At 48.3% G+C, this 14,493-nt stretch carries 14 protein-coding genes; 11 read left to right on the top strand and 3 right to left on the bottom strand.

The features are described from left to right. Position 1: 1 nt before the first annotated feature. Complete coding sequence (locus LL912_RS07010; protein ID WP_235552867.1) at positions 2–388, bottom strand: BlaI/MecI/CopY family transcriptional regulator; 387 nt, start codon at positions 386–388, stop codon at positions 2–4. Positions 389–623: 235 nt separating this feature from the next. On the opposite strand from LL912_RS07010, the gene LL912_RS07005 reads away from it, so the two are divergent. From LL912_RS07005 to LL912_RS06970, 8 genes are all read left to right on the top strand, one after another. Then, complete coding sequence (locus tag LL912_RS07005; RefSeq protein ID WP_235552866.1) at positions 624–3,020, top strand: heavy metal translocating P-type ATPase; 2,397 nt, start codon at positions 624–626, stop codon at positions 3,018–3,020. Positions 3,021–3,089: 69 nt separating this feature from the next. After that, positions 3,090–3,248, top strand: coding sequence for a cbb3-type cytochrome oxidase assembly protein CcoS (ccoS, locus tag LL912_RS07000; RefSeq protein WP_235552865.1), 159 nt, complete (start codon positions 3,090–3,092; stop codon positions 3,246–3,248). A 9-nt stretch (positions 3,249–3,257) separates the two neighbouring features. Next, positions 3,258–5,378, top strand: a complete 2,121-nt coding sequence (ccoN, locus tag LL912_RS06995) for a cytochrome-c oxidase, cbb3-type subunit I (protein WP_235552864.1) — start codon at positions 3,258–3,260, stop codon at positions 5,376–5,378. Between the two features lie 8 nt (positions 5,379–5,386). Next, positions 5,387–5,554 (top strand): CcoQ/FixQ family Cbb3-type cytochrome c oxidase assembly chaperone, encoded by a 168-nt coding sequence (locus LL912_RS06990; RefSeq protein ID WP_235552863.1) that lies wholly within the window; start codon positions 5,387–5,389, stop codon positions 5,552–5,554. 7 nt (positions 5,555–5,561) lie between these two features. After that, positions 5,562–6,734 carry a cbb3-type cytochrome c oxidase N-terminal domain-containing protein gene (locus LL912_RS06985; RefSeq protein WP_235552862.1) on the top strand — a complete coding sequence of 391 codons (1,173 nt, stop codon included), beginning with the start codon at positions 5,562–5,564 and terminating at the stop codon, positions 6,732–6,734. 26 nt (positions 6,735–6,760) lie between these two features. Continuing rightward, positions 6,761–8,182, top strand: a complete 1,422-nt coding sequence (gene ccoG / locus LL912_RS06980; RefSeq protein WP_235552861.1) for a cytochrome c oxidase accessory protein CcoG — start codon at positions 6,761–6,763, stop codon at positions 8,180–8,182. An 11-nt stretch (positions 8,183–8,193) separates the two neighbouring features. Continuing rightward, positions 8,194–8,631: a FixH family protein gene (locus LL912_RS06975; protein WP_235552860.1), complete on the top strand. Its 438-nt coding sequence runs from the start codon at positions 8,194–8,196 to the stop codon at positions 8,629–8,631. Next, positions 8,632–9,336, top strand: a complete 705-nt coding sequence (locus LL912_RS06970) for a sulfite exporter TauE/SafE family protein (protein WP_235552859.1) — start codon at positions 8,632–8,634, stop codon at positions 9,334–9,336. It abuts the gene before it with no gap. A gap of 4 nt (positions 9,337–9,340) precedes the next feature. Here the strand turns inward: LL912_RS06970 and LL912_RS06965 are convergent, their stop codons facing one another. After that, positions 9,341–9,700 (bottom strand): hypothetical protein, encoded by a 360-nt coding sequence (locus LL912_RS06965; protein WP_235552858.1) that lies wholly within the window; start codon positions 9,698–9,700, stop codon positions 9,341–9,343. 108 nt (positions 9,701–9,808) lie between these two features. Next, positions 9,809–10,666, bottom strand: coding sequence for a transglutaminase-like domain-containing protein (locus tag LL912_RS06960; protein WP_235552857.1), 858 nt, complete (start codon positions 10,664–10,666; stop codon positions 9,809–9,811). A gap of 206 nt (positions 10,667–10,872) precedes the next feature. Between LL912_RS06960 and LL912_RS06955 the strand changes: the two genes are divergently transcribed. From LL912_RS06955 to LL912_RS06945, 3 genes are all read left to right on the top strand, one after another. After that, complete coding sequence (locus tag LL912_RS06955) at positions 10,873–11,739, top strand: mechanosensitive ion channel family protein (protein WP_235552856.1); 867 nt, start codon at positions 10,873–10,875, stop codon at positions 11,737–11,739. Positions 11,740–11,791: 52 nt separating this feature from the next. After that, on the top strand, positions 11,792–13,144 hold the full coding sequence (locus LL912_RS06950; RefSeq protein ID WP_235552855.1) for a sulfatase-like hydrolase/transferase: 1,353 nt from the start codon (positions 11,792–11,794) through the stop codon (positions 13,142–13,144). A gap of 143 nt (positions 13,145–13,287) precedes the next feature. Next, entirely contained in the window at positions 13,288–14,265 is a 978-nt protein-coding gene (locus LL912_RS06945; protein WP_235552854.1) for a 3-keto-disaccharide hydrolase, read from the top strand. The last annotated feature ends 228 nt before the right edge of the window (positions 14,266–14,493 follow it).

Genomic DNA, 14,493 nt, shown 5'->3' with positions numbered 1-14,493 from the left:
TTTAGTCTTTCTTTTTAAGCTGATCGAGCATCAGTTGAATCTCATCCAGTTCTTCCTGGGTCACTTTGCCGTCTCCAAGTGCCTGCATAACGAGTTGCGAAGACGAGCCCCCAAATAAATTACTCACAAATTTGTGCAACATATATTTCTGGGTCACTTCCTTATTCACAGCGGCTTTGTAAATATGCGTACGGAACGAATCATTACGTTTTACCAGTCCTTTCTCGTTCATAATCTGCATCAGCTTCAGCGTTGTGGTATAGCCTACATCTTTAAAATTCAGCAGGTTTTCGTGAACTTCTCTTACAGTGGCGCTTCCTTTATCCCATAAAACCTGCAGAATTTCCAATTCACTTTCCGTGGGTTTCAATGATTTGTTATCCGGCATGACTTTGTTCTTTTAATCGCAATTTACGATTTATTTCGTATGCGAAAAGAGGCGTGCGGGCATTTAGTCGCTTTTTAACAAATTTTTGGAGCTGTAAAACCGTGCTCATGCGGGGAGCTGGTGCCCGTCTGGTATGAACGGTGATTGATGACCGAGATCATATTGCCGTATGACGGCTGACAGAGGGCTTGCGGGGGCGGTTCAGGACTTTTGCCGGAGCAAATAGCACCGGGAAATGATCGATACAAAAATAGCCTGTTATCATTGCGGGGATCCCTGCACCGACCAGCACTTAAAAACAGATGATAAGTATTTCTGTTGTCAGGGCTGCAAGCTGGTTTACGAAATATTAAATGAAAATGCGCTTTGTGCCTATTATGATCTGAACACCCACCCGGGGCGGTCGCAGCGGCATCCGGGCCGGGTGGGGAGGTTTGCATTCCTGGATGATGCAGCCATCGCCGGCACCCTGGTGTCCTATTCAGACAGTACCCAAATGCACCTGACCCTACAGGTACCACATATGCATTGCAGCAGTTGCCTGTGGTTATTGGAAAATCTGAACCGGCTGCAACCGGGGATCCTGTCTTCAAGGGTTAATTTTTCGGCTAAAGAAGTTTTTATCGTAATGGACCCGCTACAAACTTCCGTACGGGAAGTGGTGGAAACCATGACTGGTATCGGGTATGAACCCTATTTGTCGCCGGGCGGTAAAAAGGATGACGGAACGAAGAGCCGGGTGCGTATGGTGCAAATCGGTATTGCCGGATTTTGCTTCGCCAATATCATGATGCTGAGCCTGCCGGAGTATTTTTCCGTGGCTGGATACCTGCAGGACCGGGTAGGAGCCGCTTTCCGTTATATCGGGCTGCTGCTCGCCCTTCCGGTTTTCTTTTATTGTGCACGGGAGTTTTTTTCCAATGCCTGGAAAGGGCTCCGGAGCGGCACGCTGAATATAGACCTTTCCATTGCACTGGCAATTGCAGTTACATTCTTCAGAAGTCTTTATAACCTGTTTCTACTGGATGGCAATACCTATTTTGACAGCATGAGCGGTATTGTTTTTTTTATGCTGATCGGTAGATGGGCGCAGGACAGAACCCAACGCTTTTTGGTTTTCGACAGGGATTACCGGTCCTTTTTCCCGATTGCTGTAAATGTAAAACGGGATCAGGGTACGGAGCCGGTACTGATCGGTGCGCTGAAGGAAAAAGATCAGATTGAAATCTATGACCGGGAGATCATCCCCGCAGACGCCGTACTGGTCAAAGGCAGGGCCCTGATTGACTATAGTTTTGTAACAGGTGAGAGCCTGCCGAAACTGGTGGAGCCGGGTGGGATGATCTACGCCGGTGGCCGGCAGGTAGGAGAAAAGCTGGAGTTGATGGTACTAAAAAGATCGGACCAGGGATACCTGACCAACTTGTGGAACCGGGAAACATTGAAAAAGGACGTAAAGGGGAGTTTTCTGTATAAGGCATCCAATCTATTTACCGCTTGTGTGCTGTTGCTGACCCTTTCGGCCGCGCTGTTCTGGTATGTTCGTGGAGAAACCGGTACCATGTGGAATGCGCTGACGACCACGCTGATTGTTGCCTGTCCCTGCGCGTTGCTGCTGGCCGCCACTTTTACCAATGGAAATGTAATGCGGATCTTAAAAAGATCGGGACTTTTTCTTAAAAATGCTGATGTCATCGCGGCTATGGCGGCCATCGATCATATCGTATTGGATAAAACCGGAACCATTACCCTGAATAAGCATTTTAAGGTGACCTATAATGGCCTTGCGATGAATCCGCAACAGGCATCACAGGTGGCATCCCTGCTGCGGCATTCCACGCATCCGCTGAGCAGGGCGGTGCTGAAAGAGCTGAAGACGGCGCCGGATGTTCCGGTAGACAGCTTCCGGAATGTGCCGGGAATGGGCATTGAAGGATGGGTACAGGAACAGCATGTAAAGGCCGGAAGCCGGATATTTGTTCAGGGCGCCAACCGGCCCGTAACCGGGGAGGACAGCTCTTGTGTGTATATCAGCATCGACGGCATTGTGCCGGGCTTTTTTGAGCTGCGGAATACCTACCGGGAAGGTTTTGCCGCTTTTGCGGAACGGATCCAGCAAAAGGCATCGTTATCCATACTTAGCGGTGATAATAATGCGGAGCAAGCCCGCCTCATAAAACTGACCGGGACGGACGCAGCGATTCACTTTAACCAGTCTCCCGAAGACAAATACCATTATATAAAAAAACTGCAGGAACAGGATCATCAAAACGTATTGATGGCCGGTGACGGTTTAAACGATGCAGGAGCATTGCGCCAGGCCCAGGTTGGCATTGCTGTAATGGAGGAAGGCGGGCATTTTACTCCGGCTTCCGATGCCATCATCAGCGCAGGGGCGCTTACCCGGCTCGATCAGCTGCTGTGGTTTGCCGGCAAAGCGGATACGGTCATCAAGATCAGTTTTGTATACTCGGTTGTTTATAATATCATCGGCCTGAGCTTTGCCCTGCAGGGATTGCTTACCCCGGTGGTGGCGGCCATCCTGATGCCCGTCAGTTCCATCGGCATTATCCTCATTACCTTCCTGCTTACGGAGTGGTATGGCCGGAAATTAAAAACAAACGCATCCTGATCAATATCATCTGTTGGCCTGTGCAGGGTCAATTTGTAACCGCTTTTATCAGTGCACCTTTACCGCGTAATGAATATCATCATCATCACCGCCATTGTAAGTCTCCTGATCGCTGTCATTTTTTTGGCAGGCCTGATCTGGAGCATAAAAGACGGACAATTTGAAGATGACTATGCACCGCCCAACCGCATCCTGTTTGAAGAAAAAAACGCATCAAAAAATAAATAACCAAAATGTATGGAAGTTCAGAAATTTAGTTATGATAACCGGATTCCCAGGCTGTTTGCCATTGCGACCATCAGCTGGGGTGTAATAGGGATGCTGGCGGGCGTGCTGGCGGCATTTCAGCTGGCTTTTCCGGTAATGAATCTCAATACGGAGTATACGACTTTCGGAAGGGTGCGGCCTGTGCACACCAATGCGGTAATCTTTGCCTTTGTAGGGAACGCCATTTTCACTGCCGTCTATTATTCAATGCCCCGGTTGCTCAAAACGCCCATGTGGAGCAGGATGCTCGGCCGCGTACATTTCTGGGGATGGCAGCTGATCATTGTGGCGGCTGCTGTCTCACTGCTGATGGGATATACAACCAGCAAAGAATATGCAGAGCTGGAATGGCAGATTGATATCGCCATTACGATCGTTTGGGTGGTGTTTGGCGTTAATATGATGGGCACTATCTTAACGCGGCGCGAGCGGCATTTATATGTAGCGATCTGGTTTTACTTGGCTTCCTGGGTTACGGTGGCCATGCTGCATATCGTAAACTCTTTTGAACTTCCGGTTTCCTTTATGAAGAGTTATTCCTGGTATGCCGGTGTTCAGGACGCCCTTGTGCAATGGTGGTACGGACATAATGCGGTTGCGTTTTTCCTCACCACCCCTTTTCTGGGAATGATGTATTATTTTCTTCCTAAAGCAGCCAACCGGCCGATTTATTCGTACCGGCTAAGTATTATCCATTTTTGGAGCCTGATCTTTATCTATATCTGGGCCGGCCCGCACCACCTGCTGTATACAGCCCTGCCGGAATGGGCACAGTCGCTGGGTACAGCACTTTCGCTGATGTTACTGTTGCCCAGCTGGGGTGGCATGCTCAACGGATTGTTTACACTCAGAGGTGCATGGGATAAAGTACGCGAAGATCCTGTCCTGAAATTTATCGTGGTAGCAGTGATCTGTTACGGAATGGCCACATTTGAGGGGCCGATGCTTTCCTTGAAAAACGTAAATGCGATTTCACACTATAGCGACTGGACGGTGGCACACGTGCATATCGGGGCCCTCGGATGGAATGGCTTCCTTACGTTCGGGATGATGTACTGGTTGATTCCGCGGCTGTTCAATACCAAACTGTATTCTACCAAACTGGCAGGCACGCATTTTTTGATCGGTACTTTTGGTATCGTGCTGTATGCGGTTCCGATGTACTGGGCGGCGTTCAGAACGTATTTTATGATGACCGCATTTACGCCGGAAGGACAACTGCAGTATCAGTTCATCGACGTAGTACAATCTGTGGTGCCTTTCTATGCATTAAGGGCCATCGGCGGAAGTATCTATCTGATCGGAGTGCTGCTAATGGTATATAACCTGGTTAAAACCGCAAGAAGGGGCCGTTTTGTTGAAAGCGAGGAAGCCAGTGCTCCGCCCTTGCTTCGCACCTATAAAGCTCCCGCCCGGGCGCACTGGCATTCCAAAATTGAGCGCAAACCGGTTATGCTGCTGGTGTTGAGTTTTATTGTGGTTGCCATCGGAGGGTTGATCGAAATGGTGCCCACCTTCCTGGTTAAAGAAAACGTACCCACCATTGCCAGTGTAAAGCCTTATACGCCGCTTGAATTGCAGGGAAGGGATATCTACATACAGGAAGGTTGTAATAATTGTCATACCCAAATGATCCGTCCTTTCCGGTATGAAGTGGCGCGGTATGGCGAGTATTCCAAAGCAGGCGAATCGGTATATGATCATCCGCACCTCTGGGGCAGCAAGCGCACGGGGCCCGATCTGGCCCGCGTAGGCGGCAAGTATCCGGACAGCTGGCACTTCAATCATATGCTGGAACCGGTTTCGATGGCCCCGGGATCTGTAATGCCGCCTTATCCCTGGCTGTTTGAAAAAAAGATTGATATCGGGTCTACCAATTCTAAAATATATGCCATGCGTAAACTTGGTGTGCCGTATCCCGAGGGCTATGAGGCCGATGCGGTAAATGACCTGAAACTGCAGGCCAATGAGATCACCGGCCGGTTGAAAAAGGAAAAAATTACCATCGGCAGTGATAAGCAGATCGTGGCCCTGATCGCATACCTGCAGCGCCTTGGAAAAGATATTAAAGCAGAACATAAACCCGAATAAGTCATACCATGAAATTTATAAACTATTTAGAAAAGATCAGCGGGGTGAGTATTTATCCCATTATTTCCCTGGTGTTGTTTTCGTTGCTGTTCATCGCTGTTTTTATGTATGCAATGAAAACGAGCGAGGAAAGCATATCTGAAATGGAAAACCTGCCATTTGATGAACTTAAATAGAGCTGCAATGAAAGAAATAAAACGTTTAAATAAAATCATAGCACTTACAGGAGGGATAAGCCTGGTTGCATTGCCGGTAATGGCCGCAGAGCAGGCTGCTCAAACACCCCGGTTGATACTGGATGTAAACATGGTATTGGTCATCGTGATTGTTTTCCTGTTATTCATTATTGGTATGTTGGGCTTCACGCTGAGGGCATCGATGGATGTGTACCGGGAGCGAAAAAAAAATCAGAAGGCGGGTGGTGATGATCAAAAAAATAAAGAAGCAGCGTCTGTTAAACCCTTGTTGACATTTATAGCGGTGTTTGTAAGCATGCAGGTGTTTGGACAAGAGGACATGGCGGCGGCGGCAACCGTTTCCAATCCGTTTTCAGACGCAAACATCCTGCGCTATATTTTGGTGGGAGTGATTGCCCTGGAGCTGTTAACAATCTTTGCATTTATCTACTGGATCCGCTTTTTTACCGGTATTGAAGAAATGCGCAAGGCACGCCTCAGTTCCAAAAAAGAAGCCTACAAAGGATTGACGGCCTGGTGGCGCAAGGCCAATAAGCTAAAGCCGATGGAAGAGGAGCAATCCCTCGATGTAGGGCACAGCTATGATGGCATCCGCGAGCTGGATAATGCCACACCCCCCTGGTTTACCATCGCCTTTGTGGCCTCTATTGTATTTGGCATCGGTTACCTGTGGCGGTATCATGTGCTGCATGCGGCGCCCAACCAGTATGAAGAGTATGAGATTGCGGTAACTAAAAGCAATCTGAAACTGGCCGCATACATGAAATCAAAAGGAGATGCAGTTAATGAAAATACCGTTGTAATGGCCGATGCTGCGGGTATTGAAGCCGGGAAAAAGTTATTCATGAATAATTGTACGGCCTGCCATGGGAACGCCGGACAGGGAGGTGTAGGACCTAATCTTACAGATGATTACTGGCTGCATGGCGGCGCCATTGGTGATGTGTTTAAAACAATTAAACTGGGTGTGGTAGAAAAAGGGATGATGAGCTGGAAGGACGTATTCTCCGCGGAGCAGATCGCGGAAATCGCCAGCTACATCAAGTCCATTCATGGCAGCAATCCTGCGGGTGCAAAGGAGCCACAGGGCGCACTCTTTAAAGACGCTCCTGCCGGAACCGACAGTACAGCCAGGAAGGATAGCAGTGCTACCCACTGATCCAATCATAAAAAGAAGCATAAAGGATGAAGGCAGAAGATGAAGCCGTGGGTCCGCAAAAAGTCAGTAACAGCTTTAGAGACCGGCACAGCAATGTAAATGAAAAAGGAAAGCGCAACTGGATCTATGCGCTCCGGCCAAAGGGTAAATTATACCGGTACCGGCAATGGTTGTCGGCAGGATACCTCTTGTTGTTTTTTGCATTGCCGTTTGTAAAAATCAACGGCATGCCGGCCGTGGAGCTGAACTTTCCCGAAGCCCGCTTTATCCTGTTTGGAAAAATATTCTGGCCGGATGATTTTTTCATCTTTGCTGTGGCAATGGTGCTGGCCATCGTATTTGTGGCCCTGTTTACCGTTATTTACGGGCGTGTTTTTTGCGGCTGGGTTTGTCCGCAAACGGTATTCATGGAATTTGTTTTCCGGAAGATTGAATGGTGGATCGAGGGAACGCCCACGCAACAGCGAAAGCTAAACGCTGCGCCTTTAAGCGTTCAGAAAATTTTCAAAAAAACGATAAAACACCTGATCTTCTTTGTCGTTTCCTTTTTAATTGCGCACACTTTTCTTTCGTATATCCTTGGCGTAAACGAAGTGCTGGCATTGATGCGGAGCCCGGTATCGGAGAATATCGGTCTTTTTGCAGGACTCTTGTTTTTTACCGGTCTTTTCTATTTTGTTTTTGCTTTTGTCCGGGATATTGTTTGTACAACGGTTTGCCCCTACGGAAGGCTTCAGGGCGTATTGTATGATAAGGATACCATGCAGGTATCGTATGATTATAACCGGGGTGAACCGAGGGGAAAGCGGTCAAAAAAAGAACAGCAGGCACTGGGCGATTGTATCGATTGTAAGCTTTGCGTACATGTATGCCCCACCGGGATTGATATCCGGAACGGGGTACAAATGGAATGTGTGGGCTGCACGGCGTGTATAGATGCCTGTAATGATGTGATGTTCCGGATCGGCCGGCCGGAGGGATTAATCCGCATGGCCTCAGAAAACCAGATCTCAAAAAAACAACCGTTTCATTTTAATGGGAGAATGAAATTCTATTCCTTTATCCTGGTGATTTTGGTAACGCTGATGAGTTTTCTTATTCTTTCCAGAAAGAGTATCGATACCACCATTTCCCGGGTAAAGGGACAATTGTACCAGGAAGTAGGAAAGGATTCGCTGTCGAATCTTTTTCAGGCAAAGATCATCAATAAAACACGGCAAGATGTACGGTTCGAATTAAAAGTAGAAGGTCCCGTGCCAGGGCAGGTTCGCATGATCGATGCCACACATAATATACTTAAAAAAGAAAGCTTAAGTGACCGTACCTTTTTTATCGTAATGCCGGCATCAGGAATCAAGGCCCGCTCTACAGATATCCAGATCGGTGTATATACCAACGGCGAAAAAACGGCAACTATAAAATCAAAATTTTTAGGACCCTTTATTTAAAATGTATATATATGAACTGGGGAATCAGAGTGGTTATTGTATTGGTGCTTTTTTTAGCCGGAATGACGTTTATGGTGGGGCTCGCAATGCGGCAAACCAATGAAACTGTGGATGCAAATTATTATGATAAAGAACTGAAATATCAGCAGGTGATCGACGGGAAGCAGCAATTGGCCGCATTAGGGCAACGCGTATCCGTCACCGATTCCGCCGGCAGCATATGGGTGCGGCTTCCGGAACCGGCATCCGGCCATCTGGATTCCGGGTATATTGATTTTCTCCGGCTGTCGTCCAGTGCTGCAGATCGCCGTATATCCATCCGGCCGGGAAGCGGAGCGGTGTATTCGTTGCCGCGTACCTCCTTTGTAAAAGGCTGGTATCATGTAAGCGTTACGTGGACAAACAATCAGGTGGGTTATTATTTTGAGGAAAACGTTCAAATTCCGTAAATGGTAGAAGCACTACTTGGGGGCCTGGGCATGGGCATTGCGGGCAGCTTTCACTGCATCGGTATGTGCGGGCCGCTGGCATTATCAATTCCGTTGGATGCCACCAGTTCCTTTGCCCGCCTGCTTTCGATATTGCTTTACAATCTTGGAAGGATGCTGACCTATTTCCTGATGGGAGTGATCCTTGGATGGGCCGGGTACCGGTTTGCCATCATCGGGTACCAACAGTATTTTTCCATTGCAATGGGCATGGTATTACTGTTGATGTTGCTTCCTGCCCGGTACCTGCCGGAAATAAAATGGTTCAAACAGCTGCAGCAGCGCATTAAAGGAAGTCTGGCCCGCTTTCTCACCCGTCGCAACCGGCCATTTTCATTTCTGGCGATCGGTATGCTCAATGGATTATTGCCCTGCGGGCTGGTTTATATGGCCATTGCTACGGCCCTGGTAATTGGCCATTCATTTACATCGGGTGTTTTTATGGCAGCATTTGGCCTGGGCACGATACCGCTTATGGCGGTCCTGATGCTTACCGGGCATCATCTTTCATTTTCACTCAGGCTTCGTATCAAAAAAATGTTGCCTTATTTTGTAGCTGTTGTTGCAGTATTAATGGTGCTGCGGGGGTTGAACCTGGGCATCCCTTATGTCAGTCCTGCTTTTCCCGCACATGTTGGCGCTGTTGATTGTCATCCGGTAAAATGAGCGCCTACTTTCTTTTTTGAGGAGGGTTGGCATCCACCATCTGATCCAGTTCCCGCGCCAGCTTTTCGATCAGGTTTGCAGTGGAGGATGCAAGACTGTCAACATATGGCTGACTGCTTTTTGCAAGTTTGTCGGCCTTGTTTTCAATAATGCTCCGGATTTTACCGGCTGCCCGTTCCGCTGCGGCAGCAGCCTTTGCAAGACTCGCTTCCAGCTCTTTTCCTCCGCCCGTACTGTCAGTATTGCCGGGTGTTTCCGGGGCTGGTTTCTGGCCGGAAATATCTTTTGCTGTCTGGGACTGGCCGGCCATCGTAAGGCCTGTTACAAATAGAACGATCAGGAACGGCTTTGCGTATTTTTTCATGATACAACATTTATAAAAGGGTTAGACCGTAAAATAAAAGCGGGGGTTGCCTCTAAAAAATACAAATAAGCCAACAGCAGGCGGTGGCCGGTTGTATCCTTTTGGAAATTAATCCAGTAGGTGAATCAGCGATTCTAATTCCTGGTACTGTACTTTTTGAAGTTCATTGTTAAAACATTCCCGGAAATCGGTGAGCACCTGTTGGATGACCTCCCGGTTCGATTGGGGGCGGAGCAAATCCGGGGTGTTCGGGACTGCGATTTTTGTAAGATAATGTTGCAGGTCGGTATGTGTAAAAATCTGGCCCAAGGAAGGCTCAATAAAAAAATCAACGTCATAATTGCCCGTGGCATCGCCCAGTCCGGGTTTGCAATATCCCAGCACAAACTGGTGGGGGATACGCATCAGCCGGATGGGAATATCCAACAGTTCTACCAGCAGTAAATAAAGCGAACCAATGCCGGTTTGATTACCTCTTTTGGATTCGAGTATCTGTGGAAGCAGGTATTCAGTCGGTCGCTCGGGATTATTGGTATTCCCCTTAATGCCAATATAGTTGTAGATGATGCTGTTAATAATGTGCACCTGTTCCAGCGGCGTCAGGTAATTATTAATCTCCAGCCAGATATTCCGGCGCAGCCGTTCCACATGATGCAGCACCTTGGCAGCCTGTAGCTCGGGATAAAGAAATTTGGCAATTAAAAGCAATGCCGGTGTCAGTTCATGATGCCCCGCCTCATTCCATTGCTTAAAATCGGTATGCAAGCCGGAAAAGTAAAGCCGGTGAATGAGCAATTCGATGCGTTCCTGTACTTCCTTGTCTTCCGTGGTTTCCCAGAGGTGTTCCAGGTTTGGGATCATCGGAAGCCCATAAGTAATAATGCGGTTACTAACGGCCTCGTAGATTTCACTATCGGGGTCATCAATCAGATTGAGTAATGCATTTACTTCGTTTTTATCATCCATCCGTTCAAAGATAGCCGGCCGCCGGCTGCAGAACAAAAATATAAATCCACATCCGTGCATAACAATAGCACCGCTTGTTTACCTGTCTGAAAAAGATTCAGATGCCCCGCGTTTACAAGCGGCTGTATCGGTGTTGTATTGCGGGTTGGCTCAAACTGTTTTTAAATTCATCCAAAATGATTAGCTTGGCGGCTAAATCATGGTTGATGGAACAACGCAGGGGAGCAATACCGGTATCGTTTATGCTGAGGCTTTTGGCCTGGGTGCTGCTGAGCATTTCATTTCCTGTGTTCAATGATTTTTATGCTGCGCATCCCTATCTGCTGCAACTGGCATACGGACTGAATACCTTCCTTACGGCGAGCGTAATCATTTCGATCGGTAAGTTTATTATCGTTTCCTTTTACAATCGCAGGCATGCTTCCAATAAAGTGCGTGGAAATTTTGTACTGGGAATAAACCGGGTGGCAGCCATATTGAATGCTGTTTTTGCAGTAGTGTCGGTGATGATTGCGCTGGGCATCAATCCCAGGGATTTTATTACCAGCGTGACCATTGTGGCCATGGCCATTGCAGTAATTTTCAGAGAATACATTACCAATCTGATCAGTGGTTTGATCGTAATGTTTTCCGAACAGTTCTCTATCGGGGATCATATCCGAGTAGGCGATCATTCCGGTAAGATCATTGATATCACTTTTGCAAATATCGTGGTGCTGAATGAGGAGGAGGATATGGTACTGGTGCCAAATAATCTTGTTTTTACTGCCACGGTGATTAATAAGTCGGCACAGGTATCCGATAAGCTAACGGTTCGGTTTGAACTTCCCCTGGCAGACAGGATGGATGTACAAACCCTGGGCAGAAAGCTGGAGCCGGTGCTGAAGACCTTGCCCGACCTCGTGCCGGGCGGGGAAGTGTTGGTGCGGATCGCAGATATCGGCAAGGATTTCGTAAAGTATAAGATAGCGCTGCATGCCATCGACGGCAGCAACCGGCGGCAGAAGCGGATCGAAAGTGCCGTATTGAACGCTGTATTGCAGTTGACGGATCCCGGCCGGCAGGCGATGTAAAAACGGAAGATAAAATTGTTAGAAGACAATATAAAAATTGCGATTGAATCAAATGCGACATCTCTATTTTTTTTTGCTGCTGTTTACAGCGTTGAAAGGCGGTGCCCAGCAACGGCCCAATATCATTTTTGTGCTGACGGACGACCTGGGCTATTCGGATATCGGCTGCTATGGCAATCCGGTAATCCGGACGCCATTCCTGGATAAAATGGCCGGTAGCGGATTACTGGCCACCAATTATGTGGTTACCAGTCCGTCCTGTACACCGTCACGGGCTTCCCTTTTAACCGGTCGTTATGCATCGCGCTATAATCTTCCCGATCCGATTGCGCCGGGGTCCCCGCTGGGATTGCCGGATGCAGAAGTAACCCTTGCCGAATTGCTGAAGAAAAACGGGTATCAGACAGGAATGGTGGGGAAATGGCATCTTGGAGATCAAAAAGCATACAATAAACCCAATGGCCAGGGATTTGATTCCTTTTATGGATTGCTGTATAGTCATGACTACCGGTTTCCTTATGTGAGCACCGATACGGTTATTAAAATTTTCCGGAATACGAGGCCTGAGTTGGAAAAACCGGCCGACTCTTTGTTAACGCGGTTGTATACACAGGAATCGATCCGGTTTATTGAACAGCAACAACCGGGAAAACCCTTCTTCCTGTACCTGGCGCATAATCTGCCTCATTTACCCGTGGCTTATGCGGCGGCGGCCAAGGGGCTTAAGGAAAAGGCAGGCGGCCCGCTGGGAAAAGTGATTACCGAAATCGACGAAGGCCTGGCTGCCATCTGGAATGTATTGGAACAAAAAAACATGGCCGACAATACAATCTTTATTTTTTCCAGTGACAACGGTCCCTGGAGCGAATACCCGCCGCGGATGGAAAAGGATGGGGTTACGAAACGCTCGGATGTGGGGGCCGCAGGTGTTTTCAGGGGATCCAAGGCTCAGTCTTATGAAGGCGGTGCCCGGGTACCGTTTATCATTTATTGGAAAAACCGGATTCCGGGAGGGGTGCGACTTTCCGAGGCCATCAGCAATGTAGATGTGTTGCCAACGCTTGCGCAATGGACCGGCACGCCACTTCCTGAAAACCGGGAGCTCGATGGGCAGGATATCGGCCGGTTACTGGAAGGTAAAACGGCGCCTGGTAGTTTTGAGCACCGGCCCATCTTTCTTGTGAATCACGGCAAGCCCGAAGCTGTAAAGTTAAAGCAGTGGAAATACCGGGAAGCCCCGGCATGGGAGCACCCGGTTACGGGACAATGGATTCCGGCAGTAAAGGAGCTGTTCAACCTGGATGAAGATCCATCAGAAAGAGTAAACCTGATCGATACCCATAAGGAAAGAGCCGCCGCATTAAAGAAGATCTTTGACGGCTTTGCCGCTTACGGGCAACAATAGCACAGCGGTTGAGGAGGTGAAACCGCTTATGGATCGATGGGCGAAGAAAAAGAAATAAATCTTATCTTCCGGTTTTGTTAGGCCGTGTGATTTTGTTACACCCGGTTGTCAACAACTGAATCATTAAATAATAAATCATTTTTATGCGTAAACGTTTTCTTGTTTTTGGTGTGAGTTGTTTGCTGGCGGCGGCTTCCGTTCATGGTAGCCCGGTTTCCGGAGAAAAACCACAGCCCGTGCGCGCTGCTGCGGCAGAAGCGAAAGACCTCATCGGCCGCTGGGATATTACCGTAGATGTGGATGGCAAGCCCTCGCCATCCTGGCTGGAGGTAAAGCTATCAGGCACCAGAACATTGGTAGGCTATTTTGTAGGCGTTACCGGCAGTGCCCGTCCTGTAGCCAAAGTGAATTTTGATAACGGTAAATTCAGCTTTTCCATTCCTCCTCAATGGGAAGAAGGCAACCAGGATTTTGTGATTGAAGGAACGCTGAACAATGGAGGTATTGAAGGTACCGTGGTAACCAGTGAGGGGAAAAAATACAATTGGAAAGGCGTAAAAGCACCGCTCTTAAAAAGAGCATCAGCTCCGGTTTGGGATAAACCCCTCAACCTGTTCAACGGAAAGGATCTTAGTGGCTGGAAAGCCGTAGGAGCCGATAATCAATGGATCGTTAAGAATGGTGTGCTGACGAGCCCGCACTCCGGTGCCAACCTGATCTCTGATCAAAAGTTCACGGATTTTAAATTACACGTTGAATTCCGTTACCATAAGGGAAGTAACAGTGGTGTTTATCTCAGAGGAAGGTACGAAACCCAGATTGAAGACAGTCCTAAAGATGCGCATCCATCAAGCGTATTGTTCAGTGGTATTTATGGATTTTTAACCCCCAGCGAAATCAACGCAAAAGGGCCGGATCAGTGGCAAAGCTATGATATTACGCTGATCGGCAGGATGGTTACCGTTGTGGTAAACGGCAAAACGGTGATCAGTAACCAGGAAATACCGGGCATCACCGGCGGTGCATTGGACAGCAATGAAGGCGAACCCGGACCGATCTATATCCAGGGCGACCATGGTCCGATTGAATTCCGCAAGATCGTGATTACGCCTGCGAAATAACTACGATGTTTTAAAATAGCTGACAGAGGGCCCGTAAGGGCCCTTTGTGTTGGCAGCTGACCCGGTTTGCCGGCGCGGACGGGTTATGGTGCAGAATGCCGGGGTTTAAGGCCTTTCCCTGGTTTTGAAGACCGGAACCTGACTCCATAATCCGTGGAGGACTGGTGATTTGACGGCCGCTCAAAGAACGCATATCTGTTTACAAGAAAATTGTTTACAGGATTTTTG

Origin of the sequence: Niabella agricola, assembly GCF_021538615.1 — a bacterium.
Taxonomy (GTDB): Bacteria; Bacteroidota; Bacteroidia; order Chitinophagales; family Chitinophagaceae; genus Niabella; species Niabella agricola.
Note: the sequence above shows the minus strand (reverse complement) of the source record. Positions and strands in the feature narration are given on the sequence as shown.